The organism is Amycolatopsis palatopharyngis (assembly GCF_003385185.1).
In the GTDB taxonomy this organism is placed as follows: Bacteria; Actinomycetota; Actinomycetes; order Mycobacteriales; family Pseudonocardiaceae; genus Amycolatopsis; species Amycolatopsis palatopharyngis.
Map to the genome: position 1 here is coordinate 167,087 of NZ_PQHZ01000001.1, position 23,623 is coordinate 190,709.

The 23,623-nt window shown below is 66.7% G+C and carries 20 protein-coding genes; 10 read left to right on the forward strand and 10 right to left on the reverse strand.

The genetic code is table 11. The features are described 5' to 3' along the window. Nucleotides 1–73: 73 nt before the first annotated feature. Complete coding sequence (lexA, locus tag D0C15_RS00835) at nt 74–733, forward strand: transcriptional repressor LexA (RefSeq protein ID WP_116040469.1); 660 nt, start codon at nt 74–76, stop codon at nt 731–733. On the opposite strand, the gene D0C15_RS00840 is transcribed toward lexA, so the two are convergent. From D0C15_RS00840 to D0C15_RS00860, 5 genes are all read right to left on the reverse strand, one after another. Next, the gene (locus D0C15_RS00840; protein WP_245975498.1) at nt 664–2,973 is read right to left on the reverse strand and encodes a terpene synthase family protein; all 2,310 of its coding nucleotides are present in this window, start codon (nt 2,971–2,973) and stop codon (nt 664–666) included. The two genes, lexA and D0C15_RS00840, sit on opposite strands and share 70 nt — an antisense overlap. 38 nt (nt 2,974–3,011) lie before the next feature. Then, complete coding sequence (ispH, locus tag D0C15_RS00845; protein WP_116040470.1) at nt 3,012–4,004, reverse strand: 4-hydroxy-3-methylbut-2-enyl diphosphate reductase; 993 nt, start codon at nt 4,002–4,004, stop codon at nt 3,012–3,014. A gap of 54 nt (nt 4,005–4,058) precedes the next feature. After that, the gene (locus D0C15_RS00850; RefSeq protein WP_245975499.1) at nt 4,059–5,123 is read right to left on the reverse strand and encodes a family 2 encapsulin nanocompartment cargo protein polyprenyl transferase; all 1,065 of its coding nucleotides are present in this window, start codon (nt 5,121–5,123) and stop codon (nt 4,059–4,061) included. A 13-nt stretch (nt 5,124–5,136) separates the two neighbouring features. Beyond that, nucleotides 5,137–6,537: a family 2B encapsulin nanocompartment shell protein gene (locus tag D0C15_RS00855; RefSeq protein ID WP_116040471.1), complete on the reverse strand. Its 1,401-nt coding sequence runs from the start codon at nt 6,535–6,537 to the stop codon at nt 5,137–5,139. Nucleotides 6,538–6,608: 71 nt separating this feature from the next. Beyond that, nucleotides 6,609–8,036, reverse strand: a complete 1,428-nt coding sequence (locus D0C15_RS00860; protein WP_425455353.1) for a family 2B encapsulin nanocompartment shell protein — start codon at nt 8,034–8,036, stop codon at nt 6,609–6,611. Between the two features lie 515 nt (nt 8,037–8,551). On the opposite strand from D0C15_RS00860, the gene D0C15_RS00865 reads away from it, so the two are divergent. The 3 genes from D0C15_RS00865 to D0C15_RS00875 are packed head-to-tail and all read left to right on the forward strand — an operon-like array spanning nt 8,552 to nt 12,452. Further along, a complete protein-coding gene (locus D0C15_RS00865) occupies nt 8,552–9,313 on the forward strand; it encodes a bestrophin-like domain (RefSeq protein WP_116040473.1) in 762 nt (253 codons plus the stop codon). 5 nt (nt 9,314–9,318) lie between these two features. Further along, nucleotides 9,319–10,509, forward strand: a complete 1,191-nt coding sequence (locus D0C15_RS35380; RefSeq protein ID WP_116040474.1) for a hypothetical protein — start codon at nt 9,319–9,321, stop codon at nt 10,507–10,509. A gap of 44 nt (nt 10,510–10,553) precedes the next feature. After that, nucleotides 10,554–12,452 (forward strand): Calx-beta domain-containing protein, encoded by a 1,899-nt coding sequence (locus tag D0C15_RS00875; protein ID WP_116040577.1) that lies wholly within the window; start codon nt 10,554–10,556, stop codon nt 12,450–12,452. An 82-nt stretch (nt 12,453–12,534) separates the two neighbouring features. Here D0C15_RS00875 and D0C15_RS00880 read toward each other — a convergent pair whose 3' ends face one another. From D0C15_RS00880 to D0C15_RS00890, 3 genes are all read right to left on the reverse strand, one after another. Next, complete coding sequence (locus D0C15_RS00880; protein WP_116040578.1) at nt 12,535–14,649, reverse strand: PQQ-dependent sugar dehydrogenase; 2,115 nt, start codon at nt 14,647–14,649, stop codon at nt 12,535–12,537. Nucleotides 14,650–14,736: 87 nt separating this feature from the next. Beyond that, on the reverse strand, nt 14,737–15,696 hold the full coding sequence (locus tag D0C15_RS00885; protein WP_116040475.1) for a sugar phosphate isomerase/epimerase family protein: 960 nt from the start codon (nt 15,694–15,696) through the stop codon (nt 14,737–14,739). Nucleotides 15,697–16,162: 466 nt separating this feature from the next. After that, on the reverse strand, nt 16,163–16,549 hold the full coding sequence (locus tag D0C15_RS00890) for a DUF5997 family protein (protein ID WP_116040476.1): 387 nt from the start codon (nt 16,547–16,549) through the stop codon (nt 16,163–16,165). A gap of 58 nt (nt 16,550–16,607) precedes the next feature. Between D0C15_RS00890 and D0C15_RS00895 the strand changes: the two genes are divergently transcribed. The 3 genes from D0C15_RS00895 (at nt 16,608) to D0C15_RS00900 (ending at nt 19,148) form a co-directional block, all read left to right on the forward strand. After that, nucleotides 16,608–17,357 (forward strand): LysR family transcriptional regulator substrate-binding protein, encoded by a 750-nt coding sequence (locus D0C15_RS00895; RefSeq protein ID WP_245975500.1) that lies wholly within the window; start codon nt 16,608–16,610, stop codon nt 17,355–17,357. Between the two features lie 95 nt (nt 17,358–17,452). Beyond that, on the forward strand, nt 17,453–17,629 hold the full coding sequence (locus D0C15_RS33885; RefSeq protein WP_162829857.1) for a hypothetical protein: 177 nt from the start codon (nt 17,453–17,455) through the stop codon (nt 17,627–17,629). Nucleotides 17,630–17,840: 211 nt separating this feature from the next. Continuing rightward, the gene (locus D0C15_RS00900) at nt 17,841–19,148 is read left to right on the forward strand and encodes a M20/M25/M40 family metallo-hydrolase (protein WP_116040579.1); all 1,308 of its coding nucleotides are present in this window, start codon (nt 17,841–17,843) and stop codon (nt 19,146–19,148) included. A gap of 98 nt (nt 19,149–19,246) precedes the next feature. On the opposite strand, the gene D0C15_RS00905 is transcribed toward D0C15_RS00900, so the two are convergent. Then, nucleotides 19,247–19,657: a hypothetical protein gene (locus D0C15_RS00905; protein WP_116040478.1), complete on the reverse strand. Its 411-nt coding sequence runs from the start codon at nt 19,655–19,657 to the stop codon at nt 19,247–19,249. Between the two features lie 136 nt (nt 19,658–19,793). Next, complete coding sequence (locus tag D0C15_RS00910) at nt 19,794–20,036, reverse strand: helix-turn-helix domain-containing protein (RefSeq protein ID WP_162829858.1); 243 nt, start codon at nt 20,034–20,036, stop codon at nt 19,794–19,796. A 299-nt stretch (nt 20,037–20,335) separates the two neighbouring features. Here D0C15_RS00910 and D0C15_RS00915 point away from each other — a divergent pair, with 299 nt between their 5' ends. Genes D0C15_RS00915 through D0C15_RS00925 form a run of 3 tightly spaced genes read left to right on the forward strand, consistent with a single transcriptional unit; the run spans nt 20,336 to nt 23,623 of the window. Beyond that, on the forward strand, nt 20,336–21,424 hold the full coding sequence (locus tag D0C15_RS00915; protein ID WP_162829859.1) for a LacI family DNA-binding transcriptional regulator: 1,089 nt from the start codon (nt 20,336–20,338) through the stop codon (nt 21,422–21,424). Beyond that, complete coding sequence (locus D0C15_RS00920) at nt 21,425–22,591, forward strand: enolase C-terminal domain-like protein (protein WP_116040481.1); 1,167 nt, start codon at nt 21,425–21,427, stop codon at nt 22,589–22,591. Between the two features lie 36 nt (nt 22,592–22,627). Further along, entirely contained in the window at nt 22,628–23,623 is a 996-nt protein-coding gene (locus tag D0C15_RS00925) for a tripartite tricarboxylate transporter substrate binding protein (RefSeq protein WP_162829860.1), read from the forward strand.

Consider the following 23,623-nt stretch of genomic DNA (forward strand, 5'->3'; position numbering starts at 1 on the left):
TGCGGGCCCAACGAAGCGAAGCGCCCGCATGTCGATGGCCGGGCCATCGACGCCTACCTCTACCATTTCGCGGATGAGCGGCTACGACGATCTTGATCCCTTCGCGCACCTGGACACCTCGGCCTTGCCGCTACGTCAGCAGCAGATCCTCGTCACCATCCGGGACTGGGTCGTCCGGCACGGGTACTCGCCGAGCACTCGGGAGATCGGTGATGCCGTCGGCCTGCGGTCCTCGTCCTCGGTGTCGAAACACCTGGCGAGCTTGGAGGACAAGGGGTTCCTGCAGCGTGGCACCACGCTGTCGCGCCCGATCGACGTGCGGATGTTCCTGCAGCAGCCGGCACGGGAGTCCGCCGAGGATTCGGTGACCGTGCCCATGGTCGGTGATATCGCCGCCGGAAGCCCGATCTCCGCCGAGGAGCACGTCGACGACATGCTGACCTTGCCCCGTGAGCTGGCCGGGCGTGGTCGTGTCTTCGGTTTGCGCGTGCGCGGGGATTCGATGATCGACGCCGCGATCTGCGACGGCGATATCGTCGTGGTACGACAGCAACCCGAGGCACACTCCGGCCAGATCGTCGCCGCGATGATCGATGACGAGGCCACCGTCAAGGTGTTCCGGCGCCGCAACGATCACGTCTACCTCGAGCCGCGTAATCCCGACTACGAGGTCATCGACGGCGACAACGCCACGGTTCTGGGCATTGTGGTCTCGGTACTACGCAGTGTCTGAGACCGATTCCCGCCCGCCGGCCGCGTCGAGGTCGGCGGGCGGAACGCGGCGGTGCCCAGCCCGGCCGGCAGGAACGAGAACCTCGCCCGCGACTCGGCAAGCCTTTCGCGCCGCAGGTCTTCCTCCTTGTAGCGCGCGCAGGTCCGGTGCCACTCCATGATCCCGGACATCCACTCCTTGAGGTTGTCGGCGTGGCGCGTGAGGATGCCGCGCGCCTGTACGTCGAGGTCGTACTCGTCGAACATCGCGGGCAGCCCGTGCTTGACGATGTGCTCGAACTCCCGCATCCGCTCAGTCATCAGGTCGGCGACGACGTCACGGGCCGAGTACCGGTCGACGTTCAGGAAGTTCTCCACGACGAGGACCATGTTGTGCACCTCGCCCTCGAACTCGATCTCCTTCTGGTAGGAGAACAGGTCATTGGTGAAGCAGGCGTAGTCCTGCGCCGCGGTGTCCAGCTCGTGCATCACCCGCGTGCGGTAGATCTCCGCGGGAACTGATTCATAGTGGGCCAGCCTGGCCAAGCTCATCGTCATGTCGGAGCCGAAGGTCCTGCGGCGCATCTCCACGTAGTCGATCGGGTCGGGAATCCGGTTCTGTGCCTGGTTGTCCAACTCCCACAGCCAACTCGACGTCATGTCCTCCACGGCCCTGCGGAACTCCTCCCGAGCCGCACGCGGCATCGGACCAGCCGTTCGCCGCCACAGGTCGTCCAGTCCCCGCTCCAGCGCGTTCGCCGGTTCCGGCGTCTCCCCCGCGTCCAGCGGCATGAACGCGGCAAGCCGCTCTTGGCACAACTTCGCCCCGGCCAGGTCGCGGGAAGTCCCGAACACGACGGGAAAGAAGTCGTCGCCATAGGTACCCCAGGTCAGCCAGTCCGACGAGAGTTCGAGCTCCTTCCTGCTCGCGTCCGCATGGATCATCGCCGCGCAGTGCGCGAGGTCGTATCCAATGAATCGTTCCTCGTCCCAGACCGCACCGAAATCGGTTCCCGGCACCGAAGCGAACATTCCCGCCCACTCGGCCCACTTGACACCGTGAGCACGCGCCGCGTCCAGGTGCGGGCTCGTACGGGTCGGGTACGGCAGGTAGAAGTCCGGCAGTGGCAGGTGACCGACCGGCTGGAACGGCTGGTGCGAGTGCTGCCTTGTGCGGTGGCGCAGTCCCTCGGTGAAGAGCGAGACGGCGGACGTGCCGAGACCGGAAGGACCACCGAGCAGGCTCGGTGCGGCCGAGGTCGCACCCTCGTTCATGTACCGGCTGGAGCGCGCATGCCACTCGTGCCCGCCCGACTGCCAGTCCTGCAGGCCCTTGACGTACGCCGCGACACCGCCCTGCTCGTGCGGCAGGACTCCGTGCTCGGCGAACAACGCGGGAACCTCGACGAGTGCGGTGTTCTCGAACTGCTGCAAGCGGGATGTCAGCAGGTCGTTCACCAGTTCCGCCGCCTGCTGCGTGGAGCAGTCGAGGAAACGCTCGAACACAAGTACCGCATTCGAGTTCTCCCCCTCCTCCCGCACCTCTCGTTGATAGGAGAACAGGTCGTTTCGCAGATGAACGGCATCGGCGAACGTATCGGAAAGGACGCGCATTGGCCGCGTTCCCGCTATCCGGCCGGGAATCTCCGCACCGACGGCGTACTCCACGAGGTTCGCCGACCACGGCGCACCCCCGACCCTCCGGCGCATCTGCATGTACTCGATCGGGTTGGCGATGCGGCCGCGATCGATATTGTCGAGTTCCCACATCGACTCGATCATCAAGTTGTGGGTCGTCGTCGTGAATCGATGCCGCCAGCCTTCGGACATCGCCGGTATCGTGCGCTCCCACAGATCCCGAAGCCCGGCCTCGGCCGGGTTCTCCGGTTCCGGTCGCTGCTGCCCTGGCTCGATCATGAACCGCTCCAACCGGTCGAGGTACTCCTTCGCCCCGGCCAGGTCACGGGAGTACTTGAACTGCTCCAGGAAGTGGTCGTCGAAGAAGAACACCCACACGTACCAGTCGGTGATCAGTTCCAGTGCGGCCCCGCCACAGTCCGGATGGGTGTATGCGCACATGAGCGCGTAGTCCATTCGCGCCAGCGTCTCCTCGTCCCAGACGAGACCGCCGCTCGGCGTGGGCGCATCCAGCATTCCCATCCGCTCGGCCCACCGCGTGCTGTGCTCCCGGGCACGCTCGAGGTTCGGGTTGATCCTCGCCGGATGGGGCAGGTAGAACTCGGGCAAGGTGAAGGACTGCATGACTGGTATCCGTTCTGGGTCGAGTTGCGGACGCCGTGTTAGTGCCTGGTCACCGATGGCAGCGTGAAGCGGATGGTCTCGTGTGCGGTCTCTCGCTGTGCGACACGAACCGGGCCCAGAGCGCCCAGTGTGTCGATCACCGCGTCGACCAGTCGTGGTGGAGCTGAGGCACCAGCCGTCAGCCCGACCACCCGTGCGCCCTCCAGCCACTGTGGACGCAGCTCGCCGGCATCGTCGATCCGCTCGGCCGGGGTCCCGCACCGACGAGCGAGTTCTATCAGTCGCACCGAGTTGGACGAGTTCGACGAGCCGACGACGAGCACCAGATCGGCCTCCTCAGCGATCACCCGCAGCGCATCCTGTCGATTGGTGGTGGCGTAACAGATGTCCTCGGATGCGGGGCCGCGCAGCTGCGGGAACCGCTCGCGCAACGCGGCGATCACCTCGGCGGTCTCGTCCACCGCGAGCGTGGTCTGGGTCAGGTACGAAACCCGGCTCGGATCAGGGACGTCCAAAGTGGCCACCTCGGCCGCGGACTGCACGAGGAGCGTGCGCTGCGGTGCCTCGCCGAGGGTGCCCTCGACCTCCTCGTGTCCGGCATGTCCGATCAGGATCACCGTGTCACCCCGGGCGGCGAAGCGGCGCGCTTCGGCGTGCACCTTCGTCACCAGCGGGCAGGTGGCGTCGACCACCTCGAGCCCTCGCTCGGCTGCGGCGTCGCGCACGGCGGGCGAGACACCGTGCGCGGAGAACACCAGGGTCGAGCCGGCGGGCACCTCGGCCAGGTCGTCCACGAAAACCGCGCCACGCGACTCCAACTCGCCCACGACATGCACGTTGTGCACGATCTGCTTGCGCACGTAGACCGGCGCTCCGCGGCGGCGCAACAGTTCCTCGACCGTGTCGATGGCCCGGTCGACACCGGCGCAGAATGATCGCGGCGACGCGAGCAGGACCGTGCGCGGCCCGGCCACAGCTCGCCACGCGGGGTCCCGTAGGTCGATGTGCGCTCGCACGGAATTCCCTGCCATGGTGGCTCCTTAACGTTCGTGGCTGTTGCTGCGCTCAGGACAGCGGGTGAGTGATCAGCGGTCGCGCCGGGTGATCAACCCGGCCAGCGTGGTCAGCTCGGCCGCCGCGCGCGGCGCCGGTCCGGCCGCGCCGAGCTGACCCAGCGCCCGCTCGAGCAGGTCGTCCGCGCTGGCCTGACTCCAGTCCCGAGCGCCTGCCTCATCGATCAGGTCGGCGGCCCGGCGAAGCTCACCGTCGGTGAGCGGTTGTTCCCTCGCGTACAGCGCGGTCAGCGCGCGTCCCGGGCCGGACGAGCTGCGGAGCGTGGCCACGACCGGCAGTGATTTCTTTCTGCTCCTCAGGTCGGAGTACACCGGTTTGCCAGTCAGGGCGGGGTCACCCCAGATTCCGAGCAGATCGTCCACGAACTGGAACGCGAGACCTAGATGCTCACCGAATCCACGGAGCAGCCGAATCTGTTCCAGGCTGCCACCACCTGCGAGCGCGCCGAGTGCGGCGGCGCAGCCCATCAACGCGCCGGTCTTGCCTTCCGCCATTCGCCTGCACTCGTCCAGGGTGACCCCGTCGCGCCGCTCGAAGGCCAGATCGTCCGCCTGCCCGCGCACGAGCTCCTGCACCGCCGTGGCGAGCATCCGCATACTCCTGGTGGCCGGGCCGCCCGCCGCGCCGAGGACGTCGAGCGCCAGGGTGAGCAGGGCGTCACCGGCCAGGATCGCCGGACCTGCCCCGAAGACGGCCCAGGCCGTCGGTCTGTGCCGCCGGGTTTCGTCGCCGTCCATCACGTCGTCGTGCAGCAGCGAGAAATTGTGTGCCAGTTCCACGGCGACCGCCGCGGGCACCGCTACCCGCTGCTCACCGCCGACGGCCTGCGCGGCGAGCAGCGCGAGCGCGGGGCGCACGGCCTTGCCCGCACCGGCGTCGGTAGGCGTGCCGTGCTCGTCCAGCCAGCCGAGGTGGTAACCGGCGATATCGCGAACTGGGCGGGGCAGCGTATCGACCGCGGCGCGCAGGGAGGGGCGAACGGTGTCCTGGCTCCACCGCAGCAGTTCCGCGGGCGAGCGGGCTCCCGCTGGTCCATCCGCCCGCGCGGTCGTGCTGGTCAGGTTCGTCGCGTTCACGGCGGACACCGGATCACCGGCCGATCTCGACGTTCTCGAGGATGCCGAGTGCGTCCGGCACCAGCACCGCGGCCGAGTAGTAGGCACTGACCAGATAGGACATGATCGCCTTGTCGTCGACGTTCATGAAACGGACGTTCAGCCCGGGCTCGTACTCGTCCGGCAGACCGGTCTGACGCAGGCCGACCACGCCGTGGTGGTCCTCCCCCGTCCGCATCGCCAGGATGGCACTGGTGTTGTGCTCGGTGACCGGGATCTTGTCGCACGGCAGGATCGGCACGCCGCGCCACGAGGTCACCTGGTGCCCCTTGAGCTCCATGCTCGGTGAATAGAGGCCGCGGCTGTTGCACTCCCTGCCGAACGCGGCGATTGTGCGCGGGTGAGCCAGCATCAATTCGGTCTTGCGCCGCCTGGACAGCAGTTCGTCCAGATCGTCGGGCGTGGGTGGGCCGTTGCGGGTGTGGATGCGCTGCTTCAGGTCGGCGTTGTGCAGCAGGCCGAACTCCGGGTTGTTGATCAGCTGTTGTTCCTGGCGCTCGCGTAGTGCCTCGACGGTCAGCCGCAGCTGATGCTCGACCTGGTTCATCGGCTGGTTGTAGAGGTCCGCCACCCGCGTATGCACCCGCAGCACCGTCTGCGCGACACTGAGCTCGTACTCCCGGGGCCGAACCTCATAGTCCACAAAGGTCGCAGGAAGATCCGCCTCACCCTCGTGCCCCGACGCGATATCCACCTCAGCCTCACCATGCGCGTTCTGCGCCCGGGATGGTGCCGCACGTACCTCGTCCAACTGCCTGCGCAACGGTTCGCTGCGCTGCGCGACCGCATCGAACTCCGCGCGCGGCAGTGCGAGCACCGTGCACGGCGTGATCGTCTTGACGCTGAACTCCCAGATGCCCTCCGGGTCGACGAGCGCCTCGTGGCCGAAATGGTCTCCGTCGGCGAGCGTGCCGAGCACGGTGGGGTCGCCATAACTCCCGGTGCCGAGCTTGTTCACCTTCCCGTGCGCTATCAGATAGACGTGGTCTCGCTGGTGTCCGAACTCGACGATCACCTCACCCGCACCGAACTCCTGCTGCTCGAACCGGCCGGCCAGTTCGGACAGGGTCGGGTCGTCAGTGAAGCCGCGCAGCGGCGGGAGTTCTCCCAGCTCGGCCGGGATGACCTGGACGGAGGTGCCGACGTTGGTGATCGTGACCCGACCGTCGCCGACGGCATAACTCAGCCGCCGGTTGACGCGGTAGGTACCACCCGCGGTCTCCACCCAAGGCAGCATCCGCAGCAGCCAGCGGGAGGTGATGCCCTGCATCTGCGGGACCGACTTGGTGGTTGTCGCCAGATTCCTTGCGGCTGCGGTGCCGAGGCTGGACATCCCCTGCGGCTGGGTCGTCTCGATCGGTTCGGTAGCGGTCATGTCTGGAGATCACCAGTTCCTGTTTCGTGGTTCCTCATGTGCGGATAGGACAGCGACAGGCGCGGGCAGGTTCAGGACTCCCGGCCGATCTCGACGTTTTCCAGCACGGCCAGCGCGTCCGGCACCAGCACAGCCGCCGAGAAGTAGGTGCTCACCAGGTAGGACATGATCGCCTGCTCGTTGATGCCCATGAACCGGACGTTCAGGCCCGGCTCCACCTCGTCCTGCAGGCCGGTCCGACGCAACCCGACGACACCCTGGTTCGCCTCGCCGGTTCGCAGCAGCAACACCGAGCTGGTCCGGGTGCCGGTCACCGGGATCTTGTTGCACGGCAGGATCGGCACGCCACGCCATGAAGGCACCTGATGCCCGCCGTAGTCGGTGTTCGCTGGGTAGACGCCCACCCGGTTGCACTCCCGCCCGATCGCCGCGATCGTCCGCGGATGAGCCAGGAACACGGCCGGTTCCTTCCATACGAGCGCGAGCAGGGCGTCGAGGTCGTCGGGCGTCGGTGGGCCTGTTCGAGTCTGCAGTCGCTGGCCCAGATCCGCGTTGTGCAGCAGGCCGAACTCGCGATTGTTGACCAGTTCGTTCTCCTGGCGCTCGCGCAGTGCCTCGACGGTCAGCCGCAGCTGATGCTCGACCTGGTTCATCGGCTGGTTGTAAAGATCGGCCACCCGGGTATGCACCCGCAACACGGTCTGCGCGACACTGAGCTCGTACTCCCGGGGCCGAACCTCATAGTCCACAAAGGTCGCAGGCAGATCCGCCTCGCCCTCGTGCCCCGACGCGATATCCACCTCAGCCTCACCATGCGAATTCTGCGCCCGGCGGGGAGCGGAACCCGCTCGGTCGATGTGTTCGCGCAAGGCCTCGATCTGACCACTGACGTTCTCGACGGCCTGTCGATCAAGCGTGAGCACGGTACATGGGGTGACCGCTTTGACCGTGCAGTCCCAGGTTCCCGGCGAGCGCATAAGCGCCCTGTCCCCGAAGTAGGCTCCGTCGGCCAGTGCGTCGAGTACGGTGTGATCGCCGTACGCTCCGGGACCGAGCTTGTTCACCTTCCCGTGTGCCAGCAGGAACAACTCTTCGACAGGTTCCCCTGCGGCCGCCAGCAGGTCGCCGGGGCGGTACTCCCGCTGGACGAATCTGCCAGCCAGTTCGCGCAGCACGTCCGCTTCGTCGAATCCACGCAACAGCGGTAGCTCACGCAGTTCCTGTGGGATCACCCTGACCTCGGCACCCTCGCTGATGAAGGTCACCCTGCCGTCGCCGACGGCGTGGCTCAATCTGCGGTTCACCCGGTACGCCCCGCCGGGAACCTCCACCCAGGACAGTGCCCGCAACAGCCATCGCGAGGTGATCCCCTGCATCTGGGGGACGGTTTTGGTTGTCGTAGCCAGGTTCCGGGCGGCCGTCGTGGCCAGGCTGGACGGCTGGCGTTCATCGTCGTCGGCGACACCGGCGCTCGGCCCTACCGAGTCCGTCACAGTCACAACGCACACCACCATTCTGATCGCAGAACTATCCAAGGACTAGGAATGATCATGAATTTGCTGCCGGCAAAGGAAAATCGGCGATTCGGCAACGTGGCCGTACACCGAACATAGCAAATCTCCGAACGCACACAAGGACCCGAATGGGGCTTCACTCGACAAGAGCAGTGTGTGCCGTACGAAGTCCGGCAGAAACAACTATTGATCATAGTGGCTATCACGGCGCGCCACTGCAACCGGCCCGATGGAAGCATCACGGCCACGAAAGGATTCCCCCACAGGATAGGCGGGAACCACCGCCCTCAGCACCGCAAACCCCTTCACTGCGCCAATTCAGTGACATGAATGTCCTTCACCGAACCGATCGAATGAAGCGACGAGGTCTGCCTTGTAACGCCGCCGGACATATGGCTAGCTTGACAGGAACCGCACTGGCCGATCGCCGCGCGGCACTCGGGGTATTCCTTTTTTTCATTTCTGCTCTCTACTCATATCCGGGGGTACGGCAATCCGCGATGAACATCTATCTGAATGGTGTCCTGTGGGTGATCGGCGCATCCACGGTCGCCGGCGTGACCGCTTATTTCGTCCGCCGATTCGGTCAGGACGAGGGCAGGCCGGGCAACAATGACGCGGCCGGGCAGGTCTTCACGATCATCGCAGGTCTGCACGCCGTGCTGGTCGCGTTCGTGCTGATCGCCCTGTTCGACGCGGTCAACCAGGCCCGCAAGGGCTCCTACACGGAAGCCGATGCGCTTGTCGCCGCGACCTGGGCCGCCGACTCCCTGCCCGAACCCACCCGAACCCAGGTTCGGGCACACAGCGCCGAGTACGCCGCGACCGTACTGAACACCGAGTGGGCCCAGATGCGCTCCGGCAACGAGGTGAGTGGGCCGGGATGGGAGCAGCTCGAACGGATTCAGATCGACCTGGCCAAGGCGGAGACCGACGAGAACTGGCAGGAGGAACGAAAGTCCTCCGCCACCGCGGCCCTGACCGAGGTCTACGAGGCGCGCCAGCAGCGCCTGCTGCAGGCCAACGGTGATCACGTCGGCGCTGTGGTCTGGTTCGCGCTGGTCCTCGGCAGTGTCATCGCGACTCTGTTGCCGAATCTGTTCGGCGGTACAAGACTCGGCACGCACGTGATCATCGTGTCTACATTGGCCGGTACCATCACCGTGCTGCTGTTCGCGATCTACCAGCTACAGAACCCGTTCAGCGGCAGCGCGAGTGTGGAACCCGAGGCGTTCCGGGACGCACTCGAGCGGCTGCGCTGAGTGCGATGGCGGCAGCACGAAGTCCAGCTGGACTGCGCTCGCCTCTCCTGCTGACCACCGCCCTGCTTGCGCTGGCGATGCCACCACAGGTAACCGCACAACCGCACGGCGCCCAGGGGGCGGCACACTGCACGGCGCTCCTGGTACACAATGGCGCCTCGGATGGCCTATCGAGGATCAGCCGGATCGAACTGCCCTCCGGCACCCGCACTCGGCTGCCACCACCGCCACACCGTATCGACGCTCTCGGCTACGCGAGGGCACAGGACGTGACCTATGGTGTCGCTCGATCCGGTGCCGCTGTGGCGATCGACCGCGACGGCGGGACAACCGAACTCGGCGCGATCCAGCTCGGCGACCCCCCTGTTCGCTGGGACGGCCTCGGCAGCGCCACCGCTGGTGCCGTGATCGGCGACCACTGGTACGTCCTCAAGGCTGGATTTCTGTACACGATAGACATATCACCACACAGCCGGAACTACCTCGAGGTGTTACGCGCGACCGCACTCGCTCCGACCGGACTGGCCGAGATCGGCGATTTCGACCGCCACCCGCGAGATGGTTCCCTCTACGGTGTGTCCGTGTCGACGCACGGCGACGTCGCCGCCGTCCGGATCGGCATCGACTCCGGCAGGATCAGCCCGCACCCCGGCTCGCAGTTACCCGGTGCGGACACGTTCGGCTCCATGACGTTCGGTCCGGACGGCTCGGGATACCTGCTCGCCGACGCGGCGGACGGCAGCACGCTGTATCGGCTGCCAAGCGGGACCTCCGGCGGCGCGGCCGAGATCGGGAAGCTACCGCCGTCATCGACCTCGGACATGTCCGGCTGTTTTGGACCGCCACGGCCACCCGCGCCCTCGCCGACCGCGCCGGAACCTTCGCAACCACCCCAGCCATCGCAGCCGACGGAACCACCGGCGCCGCCCCCGACTCCCGAGCCCCCGGCCACGCCGGGCTCAACGGCACCGGTCACGACGGCGCCACCGGACGGGTCACCCCGGCCGACCACGGCCACGCCACCGGCCTCCGTCGCGCCACCGATGCGCCCGCCACCCGCGCGTGCGGACAGGCAGGAGGCGAACGCGGACCCCGGCACCAGCGGGACCGACGAGAAACGTCGATGGGGGCTGGCCGTGCTGCTGCTCGTCATCGGCGGCGGGGCGGCCGTCCGCGCAGCAGGAAGACACCGATGAGCGCACTGGACCGCACAGGCGACACAGGCGACACAGGAGGAATGATGCCAACTCAACCCAACCGGGTGGGCCGGCGCCCGCTGGTGCTGTTCGTGGTCACCGCGTCCTGCCTGGCGCTGAGTCCGCCCGCGGTCACCGCCGCCGGCGGACCGCCGGGAGTTGATCCGTCCGTTGTCGAGCTGACCGTCGCACCGGGACAGTCGGCCGAAGTCGGTAAGCGGGTCGGCACCCCGGCCGTCCCGGCGAACCCGGAAGTGCACTTCCTCGCCGACACGACCAGCAGCATGGGTGCGGCGATCGACGGTATCCGGGAGAACGCGGGCACCATCCTGGACACTGTCCGGCGTGTGCAACCGAGCGCAAGATTCGGCGTCGCCGAATACCGCGATGTACACGCGGACCCGATGTCATACCGGGTGAACCAGCCACTGACCGACGACCCCGCCGCCATCAGGTCAGGGATCGCCCAGTGGGTCGCCAGGGGTGGCGGCGACGAGCCGGAGGACGCGATCAACGCCCTCTACCGGCTGGCCGTGGACAGCCGCGCCGCACGCACGGACAGCACCGGGATCGTCGCGTGGTTCGGTGACGCGCCCTCGCACGATCCGAGTGGCGGGCACACGCTGAACGAGACGATCGCCGCGTTACAGCAGGCGAACATCCGGGTGCTGGCCGTGGACGCAGGCGGCCTGGATGCGCGAGACCAGGCTTCGGCCCTCGCCTCGGGTACCGGAGGGATGCTGCTACCGGAGGTGGCGCCCGAAGCGATCGCGGACGCGATCCTGCGTGGGATCCCGGCCATCGAGGTCACCGTGCGACCAGAGGTTTCCGGCTGTGCCCCCGAACTGTCGGTACGCAACTCCCCTGAGGAGATCGTCGTGCCAAGCGGTACTAACGCCCGGTTCACCGAGACGATCACCGTCGCCCCCGATGCCGCCCCGGGGACGTACCGGTGCGCAGTGGACTATCTGGTGGACGGCATCTCCCGTGGCTACGTCGAACGGACGACAGTCCACGTTCCCGGGCTGCGCGTTGCCGACGCGACCGTACGCGAGGGCACCACGGGCATCTCCCCCGCGACGTTCGCGGTGACACTCACCCCGCCTGCCACCGATCGCGTGACGGTGGACTATGCCACCGCCGACGGCACCGCGGCCGCACCGGCCGACTACGCGAGCGCGGCGGGCACCCTGACGTTCGAGCCGGGTGAGACGAGCAAAACCGTGACTGTCGGCGTGGTCGGCGATCTCGTGGACGAGCAGGACGAGACGTTCACCCTGCGGCTCTCCGGCGCGAACGGCGCCGGAGTCGCCGATCCCGATGGGGCGGGAACCATCACCGACGATGACCGCGACGGCACGTTCGGGTGCAGCGCGAGCGCGGTCGAACTCGAGGGCGTCAAACCGGCCACGGCGAATCCGTCCGGAACTCCCTGCCGCGACGATGACTCCGCAGTACCCGCCACCGACCTTCGCGCGGGCGAGATCTCCTTCCATGCCCGGGACCTGACCGCCACCGCCAACCGGACCCCGGACGACCCGGGAGTACCTCCCGCCGAAGGTGACACCGCGATCGGTACCGCAGGACTGTCCGGCGCGACGGTGACCGCTCCCGGGTTGACCATCGAGTTCGGGACGATCCGGGCACAGGCAACGGTGACCTGCACCGCGGGGCCCGACGGGCTGCGACCGAACCTGGCAGGCTCCTCGAACATCTCCGCGATGTCGATCAACGGCGTCCCCGTGGATGTGTCCTCCGTGCCCTCGACCATTCCGTTGGACATCGGCAGCCTGCAGCTGAACGGCACCAGCACCGATGACGGAGCGGTGCGGCAACGCGCCGTCACACTCAGCACAAAGGACACTGTCCTCGTGCTCGCGGAGGCGGACGCCACCACGACCGGCAGCCGGTTGCACCCCGCGGGCAGCGCCTGCCGTAGCTGATCCCGGCAACGGGTGCGGACCGCGCGAACCCGTGGTGCCCCGAACGGCGGGGCACCACGGGCGTGTCGTGCTGTGAGCCGCGTCAGCTGCTCGGCTCCAGGACGACCTCGGCGTCACCGGACAGCGAGGGCACGCCGTCAGCACCGGGGTCGGTGTAGCTCGCGTGGAACACGCCGTGCAACTCGTCGTGTTCCGGGTCGTGCCCGCCGGGGACCGTGGTCTGGATGGACCCCGTGCAGCCGGCAGCGGTCGTCTGCGGGTGGCCGTGCGTGTCGTGACCCAGGATGTAGGTCACCTCCACCTTCGAGCAGTCGACCGGCTGATCGTCAGTGACCTCGACCTCGAACTCGATCACGTCGCCGAAGGCGAAGTTCTGCCCCTCGACGGGCGTGACGAACTCCACCACGGGCGCGGTGTTGCCGACCACGATCTCGACCTCCGCCGATGCCGAACGCCCACGGTGCTTCCCGCCGACATCGGTCACCTTCAGTGTCGCGGTGTAGACACCGTTCTCGCCGTAGGTGTGCGTGGGATCCGCGTCCCTTGAGTCGACCGTGCCGTCGGCATCGAAGTCCCATTCGTAGCGCAACCGGTCGCCGTCCTGATCCCGCGTTCCGTCGCTGGAGAACGAGACGGTCAGCGGTGCCTGGCCGTTGGTCACATCGGCCGCAGCCTTCGGAGCCGGAGTGTGGTTGCCGTTCGGTCCGATGTAGTCGATCCGGGCCAGCTGCGCCTCCGGCGTCTCCGCGAAGTAGCCCTTGCCGTACTCGAGCACGTAGAGCGCACCGTCGGCACCGAACTCCATGTCGATCACGCCGGAGACCGGAATCGAAGGAACCACGTCCTCGATGGAGGCGACATCACCGTCGTCGTCGAGACGGAATGCCTTGATGTAATCGCGTGTCCATTCGGTGAACAGTGGCACCCCGTCGTAGTACTCGGGCCATGCCACCGGCGCCCGGCCGCGCGTGTCGGCCGGATCGAAGTCGTACGCCGGTCCGGCCATCGGACCGATTCCACCGGTGCCGAGTTCCGGGAACCGCTCGGACTCGCCGTAGGAGTACCAGACCTCGGACTGCTCGACCGGAGGCAACTGGGTCAGGCCGGTGTTGTTCGGCGACTCGTTCACGGGTGCGGCGCAGTTGAACGCCGCACCGGACTGCTGGGTTGCGAAGTCGTAGTCGATGTACGGCATATCCGGCGTGACGCAGTAGGGCCAGCCGTAGTTGCCCGCTTCCTCCACCGAGATCCAGCGCCCCTGCCCTGCGGGCCCGCGGTCTGGATCCGGCGTTCCGGCGTCCGGAGAGTAGTCGGCGACGTAGAGCTCGCCCGTCTCCTTGTTGACCTCGATCCGGAACGGGTTGCGCAGCCCCATCAAGTAGACCTCAGGACGCGTGCCGGCGGTGCCAGGTTCGAAGAGGTTGCCCTCCGGAATCGAGTAGGAGCCGTCCTCGTTCACCTGGATGCGCAACACCTTGCCCCGCAGGTCATTGGTGTTCGCGGAAGTGCGCTGAGCGTCGAACGCCGGGTTGCGGTCCGCGCGCTCGTCAATGGGGGCATAGCCATCGGACTCGAAGGGGTTGGTGTCGTCACCGGTGGACAGGTACAGGTTGCCCTCGCCGTCGAAGGCGATGTCCCCGCCGACGTGACAGCAGATGCCGCGGTCCTCGTCGACCTCGAGAATCTGCTGCTCGGTGGACAGGTCAAGGGTGTTGCCGACCAACTCGAAGCGGGACAACCGCTGAACGCCTTCGAACCGAGCGAAGTCGGCGGGTGTACCGGTGGTCGGCGCATCGCCCTCGTTGACGTCCGGTGTGGACGGATCGTCCATCGGTGTGTCCATCGGCGGTGCGTAGTAGAGGTACACCCACCGGTTGCTCTTCCCGTCGAAATCCGGGTCGAGGGCGACGCTTTGCAGGCCCTCCTCGTCGTGGGTGTAGACGTCCAGGTCGGCGGCAAGGGTGTTCAGACCCGTTCTCGGGTCGTGCAGCCAGAGTTCCCCGGCGCGGGTCGTGTGCAGCACCCGGCCGTCCGGCACGACCGCGAGGTCGATCGGCTCACCGGGACCGTCGTTCAGCGTCACCTTCTGGAATGCCGAATCGTCCGGCCGTACGGGCTCGGCCGTCGACGGCGGCGACGCGACGGCGAGGGTCGCCGCCGCTGCGGCGAGCACTGCCACCATGCGTGATTTTCGCATGGTCACCTACCTCTCATCACTTTCGGTGGGGTGGGGATTGTTCGAACAGCAGGAGCAAGGGATCCAGGGCGGGTCGGCGTCCCGGATTCAGATGCGCAGATCGCGGAGGTAGTTGTAGCCCACCTCGGCAGTCCTAAGTGGACTCACGTCCGGCGTGTCGTTCTCGACGATGTACTCGAGCACGGAATGAGCCCGGAAAATCCGGGAGAAGTCGATCATTCCGGTGCCGAGGTCGGCCATGTCTCCGCTGTCGGCGTGCCGGTCCTTCACGTGGTACTGCAACACTCGCTGTGGCGCGGAGTGGATGACGTCGATGGCGAATCCCTCGGGGTCGGCCGCTCCGTCGCCACGCTCGATTCCGCCCCGGACCACCCAGTACAGATCGATCTCCAGATGCACCAGCGACGGATCCAACTCGGAGGTCAGCACGTCCCACGCGGTCGTTCCGCCGCCGAGATCCGCCGTGAACTCGTGCGCGTGGTTGTGGTATCCGTATCGCAACCCGGCCGACCTGGCGACCTCGGCTTCGGCGTTCATCTGCTCGGCCCAGCGCCGCCAGTCGTCGGCACTGGACGAGTTCAGGTACGGCACGACCATGAACGACTGACCGAGGGTGAGTGCGTTGTCGATCTTGCGATCCAGATCCTGCCGGTTCGCGCTGATGCCATCGTGGCTCGAGGTGGCCGAAACGCCGATGCCGTCGTAGAAGGCACGCAGTTCCCGGGCCGTGCGGCCGAAGTAGCCGAGAGCCTGCTCGACCTTCGGGTAACCGAGGTCGGCTATCGCCTGCAGGGTGCCGTCGAATCCGGGCGAACCCCACAGCGCGTCGCGCACGGTCCACAGCTGGATGCTCATCAGGCCGGGCGGGACGAGCGGCCTGCCGGTCGCCTTACCCGCGGCATACGCGGGCGTTCCGCCGATCCCCGCGGCGAGCAGGCCCGCCCCGACCGCGCCGGACAGGGCACCGCGCAGCACCGACCTTCGGCTCGTCGCCCGGTCGGTGAGGGACTGCCGAAGCGCCGCATCACCGTCGAATCCGTAACACATGGTGGCTCCTACCTTCTGTCGACCAGTGGGGCTGAAAACAGCACGGCCGAGCCGCTCGCACAGCGACCGCCACCGGACAGCCGTCCGATCAGTGCCTCGCATGCGCGGCTGCCCCGCGCCAGCGGCTACTCCACCGGGAGCAGTTCCGTAGTTGGTAGGTGTCCGCTGGGTTTCGTATGACCCGGAACACTAAGCCCACTTTTGATTACGGTCAACATAGGTTTGCCCAGATTGAACTGAAGCCGGGTCGATCACGGCCAGCGACGTCGAACCCAAGGCGCACAACGTCACGCACCGCGCCCTCTCAGGCGCGGTGCGTGATCACCCATATGCAGTCTTGTGGTTTCCGAGAACAAACTCGGCCTCGGCACTGGTGGCCAATTTCCAACGTCACCCGCGGCAGCAGGAGTCTACAAACGACTGTTGGAGTGCCGGCGGAGATCACAGCCCCAGAAGACGGACTTTGTCAGGAACGGCGCGGATCCGTGCCCTTCTCCTTGGTGCGTGCCGCTTCCTTCCGGACTTCGGCCTGAGTCGCGCGTTCGCGCTGCAACCAATCGGGATTTTCCGTCTTCAACGCGTCGATCTGTGCTGTGGTGAGGGACTCGGTGATCCCGCCACGCGCGAGACCGCTGATCGAGATGCCCAGCTTCGCCGCGACGACCTGCCGGGGATGCGGACCGTTGCGGCGCAACTCACGCAACCACTCGGGCGGATCGGCCTGCAGGGCATTCAACTCGTCGCGCGAGACGACACCCTCCTGGAACCGCGCCGGGGTGGCTTCGAGGTACACGCCCAGCTTCTTCGCCGCTGTCGCGGGCTTCATCGTCTGGGGGGTCTTCTGCGACGTCATGCGTCCAGGGTATCCGGCATGCGGGGCACCACTGATCACACCCGGTAACCTGGGCCTGGTGACGGACTCGCCGGTACCTCCATCGTTCACGCTCGCGTACGTCCCGGGGGTGACACCCGGCAAGTGGGTCCGGACTTGGAACGAGCGGCTGCCAGAGGTCCCGCTGTCGCTCATCGGCGTCTCCGCTGCCGAAGCCGCCGACCTGGTCCTGGACCGCGCTGCCGACGCGGTTCTCCTGCGGTTGCCGACCGGCCGGGAAGGCCTGCACGCCATCCCTCTCTATACCGAGACGACCGTGGTCGTGGTGCCGAAAGACCATCCGGTGACCGTGGTAGCCGAAGTGTCGGTCGCGGACCTGGCCGACGACGTCCTGCTGCATCCGCTGGACGAGACCTTGCACTGGGAGCGCCCGCCGGGGCTGCCTGCGATCGAGCGCCCTGGCTCGACCGCGGATGCGATCGAGCTGGTGGCGGCGGGTGTGGGTCTGCTCGTCGTCCCACAGTCACTCGCCCGTCTGCACCACCGCAGGGACCTCACGTACGTACCGGTCTCGGACGCCCCGCAGTCACGTGTCGCGCTCTCCTGGCTGGAGGGCGAGACGACTGACCTGATGGAGCAGTTCATCGGCATCGTTCGCGGGCGCACCGTCAACAGCACACGCGGGCGCCCGCCCGAGCAGCCGAAATCCAAACGTGCCGAACCCGGGGGCCGCAAACCTGCCGCGGACAAGGCGACCGGCAGGAACGGAAAGCGAGGTGCCGGCGCGGCCCGGGGTGGCAGGCGCGGACGGCCTCGCCGCCGGTCCTGACCGGGACGCCGTTCGGTGGCGGTCGGTGCCTGTTTTGTCCTGTCCGCTCGGTGGTAGGCCCAGGGTGGCGAAGCCGTCGAGCAGAGGAGCACCGCGTGACGGAAGACAGGCACCCACGGGAACCGGGCAACGAAGAGGAACTGGCCGAGGCGAAGGAAGAGATCGACGACGCCAAGCAGGTCGCGCGGGAGAACGCGGAGACGAACGAGGCCGGTGAGGTGCTGCCGCTCGACGATCCGCCGTGGCGAGAATCCGGCTACTCCCCCACGTGAGCCGATAGGGCCGATCTCGTCGCGGATCGAACTATCGGCGCTGACACCGCTCGACGGTTAGTTCGGCGCTGGGCGGGCACCCGACAACAGGCTGTCGTCGCTCCCGCGAGCGGCGGATCAGCTCAGATCTCGGCGGTTCGGCACACTAGCCAGGCGGGATCGCTTCCTACCGATGGTCAAGTACGACAACGGAGGCGCGAAGGGGCTCGGTATGGCCGGCACTGATGTGGTTGAGCTGTGTTCGGACCTGATCCGTATCGACACGACCAACCACGGCGACGAGGACACCGTTGGTGAGCGTAAAGCGGCCGAGTTCGTCGCCGAGGTCCTTTCCAGCGCGGGTGTGGATTCGAGGATCTACGAGGCCGTACCGGGCAGAGCGAACCTGATCGCCCGGCTTCCGGGTCAGGACTCCTCGCTGCCCGCGCTGTTGTTGCAGGGGCACTTGGACGTCGTTCCCGCGGAACCGAGCGAGTGGACGCTGCCGCCGTTCTCCGGTGAGGTGCGCGACGGCCAGCTGTGGGGACGCGGCGCGGTGGACATGAAGTGCTTCCTGGCGATGGCCCTGTCTGTGGTGCGATCCTTCGCCGCATCCGGCACCCGTCCACGACGCGACATCGTTCTGGCGTTCGTCGCCGATGAGGAGGACCGAGGTGAGCTGGGCGCGCAGTGGCTGGCCAGGCACCACCGACCGCTGTTCGATGACTGTGCCGCCGCGATCAGCGAAACCGGTGGATACACGTTCCACACACCTGACTCCCAGGGCCGAGACGTACGGCTCTATCCGGTTGGCACGGCCGAGCGGGGAACCGCGCATCTGAGGCTGACGGCACGCGGGCGCGCCGGCCACGGTTCCCGGCGCAACGACGAAAACGCCGTCATCCGGCTCGTCGCCGCCCTGTATCGATTGGCGACACACGAATGGCCCGTCACTCTGACGCCGACCGTCCGAACCTTCCTCCGGCGCGCGGGAGATGCGCTGGGAGTGCGGGTCGAGCAGTCCGATATCGACGGGACACTGCACAGGCTGGGCCCTGCTGCCGCGCTGGCCGAAACCACCGTGCGCAACAGCACCACGCCGACGATGCTCGAGGCGGGCTACAAGGTCAACGTGATTCCCGGAGAGGCGACCGCACTGGTCGACACCCGGGTGCTGCCCGGCACCGAAGCCGACCTGCTGTCCGAGATTGACAAACTGCTGGGACCACATATCGAACGGGAGTTCGTCAGCAAGAGCCCACCGGTTCAAGCCTCGCTGGACTCACCCTGGTTCGCCGCCATGGCCGATGCTCTGCGGTCGGAGGATCCGGAGGCCGTGGTGGTCCCCTTCTGCATGGGCGGCGGCACGGATGCCAAAGCCTTCACCCCACTGGGAATCGAGTGCTATGGGTTCGACCCGCTGTGGCTGCCGAAAGGGTTTCCGTACGCGGCGATGGCGCATGGCGTGGACGAACGCGTACCGGTTGAGGGACTGCGGTTCGGCGCGCGAGTGCTCGACCATTTTCTGCGAAACTGCTGACCGCGGCCGGGCATGTCATTACCGCGCACGAGACAGCGCGCTCGGCCGATGGAATGCCGAGCGCGCTGTTTATCCGCCGAGCCTGTCTCGCGTAACGGTCAAACGTCGTATTCGTAGAGGTAGGCGTTGATGGTTCGGCCGGTTCGATACGGCGAGGTGAACCCCTGCCGCTCCCCCTTCGGGCAAGCGGCCGGGCTGAAGTAGGTGGAGCCGTTGGAGTAGGTCGCCTTCACCTTCGCGCACTGTCCGTCCGCGGCGGTGTCCTCGACCCAGCCGGAGATGCGGACCGACGAGGAAGTGCACTGGACTTCCCAGTACGCCTTCGCGCCGGATGTTCTCGGAGCGAACGTGTCCCCACAGGCACCCAGTACCGTGGCCGGACTCGCAGGTGCGGCAGGTGCGGCAGGTGCGGCGGACGCCGCCGGAACCGCGCCGAGAAGAACGCCGCCACCCAGTGCCATTACCGCGGTACCGACCGCCGCGCGGCGCAGCTTGTGCCGAAATGTCATTTGACAATTCTCCTCGTCTTCGTCCTGTCGTTGCGTGACGAAACGAAGTCTCACAGCTGAAAGAATTGCCGAGTAGTGGCTTTTCCGCCATGTCGATTCCACTGGGACGCATCCCACGAATATCGGCCTCGGCCATTCAGGCGAGTGGATGAAGCTCGGTGGTCACTCGCCATCTCGTGGCTATGACAGCCGCGCCGACACGGGATGCGACGCCGAGTTTGAGTATGATCCTGCTGACGTGCGCTCGTACCGTCCGCTCGCTGATGCCGAGTTCACGAGCGATCTCGCGATCGGTCTTGTCCTCGGCGATGAGCAGGAGTACCTCCCGCTCACGATCGCTCAGTGCGCTGAAGCCCGTTCGCGACGATGCAGCCCGCATGTTCACTGTTCCCCCAGCCGGTCCGACGTTTCCGACTTTCCTGATAAGCGCGGAAAGGCTCATAGCCATAACGCTCGGCGATCAGCACTTCCCGAGGTTCGGCTGCCCGTCAATCCCCGTTTTCCCACCCCGAAGCAGCACTGTTAATTTCTTACCACGTCCCACGGTGCTGCCGTACCTCCGGATGGAGCCACAGGCGGTACGGCGGCTGAGGCGACGCCGTCGCGCTCGTGCGGCAAGTGCGCTCTGGCGGCGGGTCCACGTACGTGGATTCCTTGACGATGAACAGTGGAGCGTGGTTGGCTGCAAACGTTTACGACGATGTAAACGTTTACAGCCGGGAGATCGCTGTGCCGCACTTCGACGCCCGCCCTGTGCGGATCGTGGATCTTGCGAAGGAACTCGGCCTGTCCGTCGCCACGGTCTCGCGAGCCCTGAACAACAGTGATTCGGTCCGGGCCGAACTCGCCGAGCAGATCAGAAGTCACGCCGAGCGCCGCGGTTACGTCGCCAATCGCCTGGCCAGATCGCTTCGATCACGCACCCGGAACTTCGTCGGCTTCCTCGTGCCCGACATCGAGAACCTGGCCTATTCGATCGCGGCCGACGCATGCGCCCGTTACATGGCGAACTCCGGCTACCAGCTGATCCTCGCGATCTCCGGCGACGACCCGCAGCTCGAGCATTCCGCGCTACGAAGCCTGATCGAGGCTCAGGTGGCCGGTCTCATCGTGGCTCCCACCGCCGAGATGACGCCCAGCACAAGGGCACTGCTGACCGGATCCTCCGTCGTCGAGTTCAACCGGACGGCCGGGCTTTCGAAGTACGCCGTGTTGTGCGCCGAAGAAGCGGCGTTCGCACGAGCGACACGTCACCTGCTCGATCTGGGACACAAGTCGATCGCATACATCGGGACGACCGACTCACTCAGCAACGGTCACGAACGACTGGCCGGCGTGCGGCGAGAACTGGCGAACGCCGGTACGGGGCTCGACCCGCTATGGACTCGTCTCCTGCCACCCACGGAGAAGGACGGTTACGAGTCGGCTCGCGCGCTGCTGTCCGGGCCATCCCGGCCGAGTGCCTTGCTCGTCGGCAGCTCGAACCTCTCCATGGGAGCCGCCCGAGCCGTACGGGAGATGGGGATCCACGTCCCGGACGAGATGTCGCTCGTCGTCTATGGCGACTCCCGCTGGGGAGAGTTGTACGAACCGGGGCTGACCACGGTGACCGCGCCCTATCAGGACATGGCTCGGCGCGTCACCGACATCGTGTCGCGGATGGTGGCCGGGGACGGTGGCATCCCGTTCGGCCGGACCCGGCTCGAGGCAGAGCTTGTCGTACGGCGCTCGACTGCCCGTCCCGCCAGCGAATCAGCAGGAGGTTGAATGCGCATCACGGACGTCAGGGTCGCCGAGGCCCCACTCGAGGCCGCGATGAGCAATGCGGTGATCGACTTCTCCACGATGACGGTTTCCATGGTGGCGGTGTACACCGACGCCGTGGTGGACGGCGATCCCGTCGTTGGCTACGGGTTCCATTCCAACGGGCGCTACGCCCAGACAGGGCTGCTCACCGAGCGCCTCCTCCCCCGTCTCGAGGCAGCGGCCGATGCGGACCTGATCGATCCCGGCACGGGGGTTATCGATCCGGTCCTGGTGCGAAACGTATTGATGGCCAACGAGAAACCGGGCGGCCACGGTGACCGGGCCGTCGCCGTGGCGACCCTCGACATGGCGATGTGGGACGCCGCGGGAAAGGCGAAGGGCCAGCCGCTGCACCACGCACTGCGGGACCGGTTTCTTCCAGGAACGCAGCCCGCGGAGTCGGTGTGGGTCTACGCGGCGGGCGGGTACTACCGCGACGACGACGGATCCGGTCTGCGGCAGGAGATCGAGCTGTACCTCGAACTCGGCTACCGTGATGTGAAGATCAAGATCGGCGGCGCCCCGCTGGCCGAGGACCTACGGCGAATCGAATCAGTACTGGCCATACTGCCGGAGGGCTGCCGGTTGGCCGTTGACGCCAACGGACGCTTCGATATGGCGACAGCCCTGCGCTACGGCGCCGCACTGGAGTCCTACGACCTCGTCTGGTACGAGGAACCCTGCGATCCGCTGGACTACCGTTGCCTCGCCGTTCTGGCCGAGGAATACCCCGGAGTGCTGGCCACCGGCGAAAACCTGTTCTCCGCGCAGGACGTGCGGAACCTGCTTCGGTACGGCGGGCTCCGGCCGGACCGGGATGTCCTGCAGATGGATCCGGCGCTGAGCTATGGGGTCTCCGAGTACGCCGCGATGGTCGATCAACTGATCCGGCACGGCTGGCGACCGCAACAGTGCTGCCCGCACGGCGGTCACCAGTACAACCTCGCCATCACAGCAGCGTTCGGCCTCGGCGGCTGCGAGTCCTATCCGAGGGTGTTCGAACCGTTCGGTGGCTTCGCCGACGAAACACCCGTGGTGGACGGAAGAGTTCGCCTCCCAGAGGCCCCGGGAATCGGTGTCGAACACAAACGCACCTTGCACGAACTGGTTCGCCAGACGTTCAGCTGACGGGCCGACGCGAGAAATCCGAAGGGAATGGTAGCGATGCTCAAGGCCAGGAAACGACTTGGCGGTGCGATGCTCGTCAGCGCCCTCGCGATGGCCGCGACCGGTTGCGCCGAACAGAGCGATACCGGCGGTTCCGCAGCGGAGGACTTCCCCGCCAAGGAGGTCCGGTACGTGATCCCGTTCGACCCCGGTGGCGAGTCCGACATCACGGCCAGGCTTCAGCAACAGGCCCTCGAAAAGGCGCTGGGCCAGCCCGTGGTCGTATCGAACCGGCCCGGCGGTGGTGGTTCGGTTGGTTGGTCCGAGCTGGCCAACGGCACGCCCGCCGACGGCTACACCGTGATGGGCGCCAACCTGCCGCACACCCTGCTGCAGCCACTCGCCCGCGACGACGCGGGCTACAAGACCGAAGATCTGAAATGGGTGTACATCTTCGAGAGCACACCGAACGCCTTCGTGGTCCCGAAGGACAGTCCGTACAACTCCATTCAGGACTTCGTCGACGCGGCCAAGAACGAGACCCTCACCGTCGGCGGTAGTTCCGACTTCTCGGCCAACCACATGGGCACCTTGGCCCTGAACGAAAAGGCCGGCATCGAACTCACCTATGTGCCGTTCAGCGGCACGGCGGCAGCGGCGCCCGCATTGCTCGGCGGACAGGTGAACGCCCTCATGACCTACAACACGGAGGCACTCGAACTACAGGACCAGGGCGCGAAGGTCCTGGCGGTGGCGTCCGAGGAACGGCTGGACGAGCTGCCGGACGTCCCGACCTTCAAGGAAGAAGGCCTCGACGTCATCGAGGGAGCGTGGCGCGGGGTGGCGGTTCCGCCCGACACACCCGACGAGATCGTCAACCGGCTGGCGGACGCGTTCGAGCAGGTCAACCAGGATCCCCAGGTGCGGGAGAAGATGACGAACCTCGGCTTCCACATCGAGGACATGGGGCCGCAGGAAGCCGCGGACTTCATCAGTACGCGTCAGGAGGAAGCCAGGCAACTGTTGCAGACCTTCGGGCTGATCCAGAACTGA

Bases quoted from the DNA above. Each gene is read 5' to 3' on its own strand.
- lexA (WP_116040469.1), top strand. From the start codon at position 74: ATGAGCGGCTACGACGATCTTGATCCCTTCGCGCACCTGGACACCTCG.
- D0C15_RS00840 (WP_245975498.1), bottom strand. From the start codon at position 2,973: ATGCAGTCCTTCACCTTGCCCGAGTTCTACCTGCCCCATCCGGCGAGG.
- ispH (WP_116040470.1), bottom strand. From the start codon at position 4,004: ATGGCAGGGAATTCCGTGCGAGCGCACATCGACCTACGGGACCCCGCG.
- D0C15_RS00855 (WP_116040471.1), bottom strand. From the start codon at position 6,537: ATGACCGCTACCGAACCGATCGAGACGACCCAGCCGCAGGGGATGTCC.
- D0C15_RS00865 (WP_116040473.1), top strand. From the start codon at position 8,552: ATGAACATCTATCTGAATGGTGTCCTGTGGGTGATCGGCGCATCCACG.
- D0C15_RS35380 (WP_116040474.1), top strand. From the start codon at position 9,319: ATGGCGGCAGCACGAAGTCCAGCTGGACTGCGCTCGCCTCTCCTGCTG.
- D0C15_RS00875 (WP_116040577.1), top strand. From the start codon at position 10,554: ATGCCAACTCAACCCAACCGGGTGGGCCGGCGCCCGCTGGTGCTGTTC.
- D0C15_RS00880 (WP_116040578.1), bottom strand. From the start codon at position 14,649: ATGCGAAAATCACGCATGGTGGCAGTGCTCGCCGCAGCGGCGGCGACC.
- D0C15_RS00885 (WP_116040475.1), bottom strand. From the start codon at position 15,696: ATGTGTTACGGATTCGACGGTGATGCGGCGCTTCGGCAGTCCCTCACC.
- D0C15_RS00890 (WP_116040476.1), bottom strand. From the start codon at position 16,549: ATGACGTCGCAGAAGACCCCCCAGACGATGAAGCCCGCGACAGCGGCG.
- D0C15_RS00900 (WP_116040579.1), top strand. From the start codon at position 17,841: ATGGCCGGCACTGATGTGGTTGAGCTGTGTTCGGACCTGATCCGTATC.
- D0C15_RS00905 (WP_116040478.1), bottom strand. From the start codon at position 19,657: ATGACATTTCGGCACAAGCTGCGCCGCGCGGCGGTCGGTACCGCGGTA.
- D0C15_RS00910 (WP_162829858.1), bottom strand. From the start codon at position 20,036: ATGCGGGCTGCATCGTCGCGAACGGGCTTCAGCGCACTGAGCGATCGT.
- D0C15_RS00920 (WP_116040481.1), top strand. From the start codon at position 21,425: ATGCGCATCACGGACGTCAGGGTCGCCGAGGCCCCACTCGAGGCCGCG.
- D0C15_RS00925 (WP_162829860.1), top strand. From the start codon at position 22,628: ATGCTCAAGGCCAGGAAACGACTTGGCGGTGCGATGCTCGTCAGCGCC.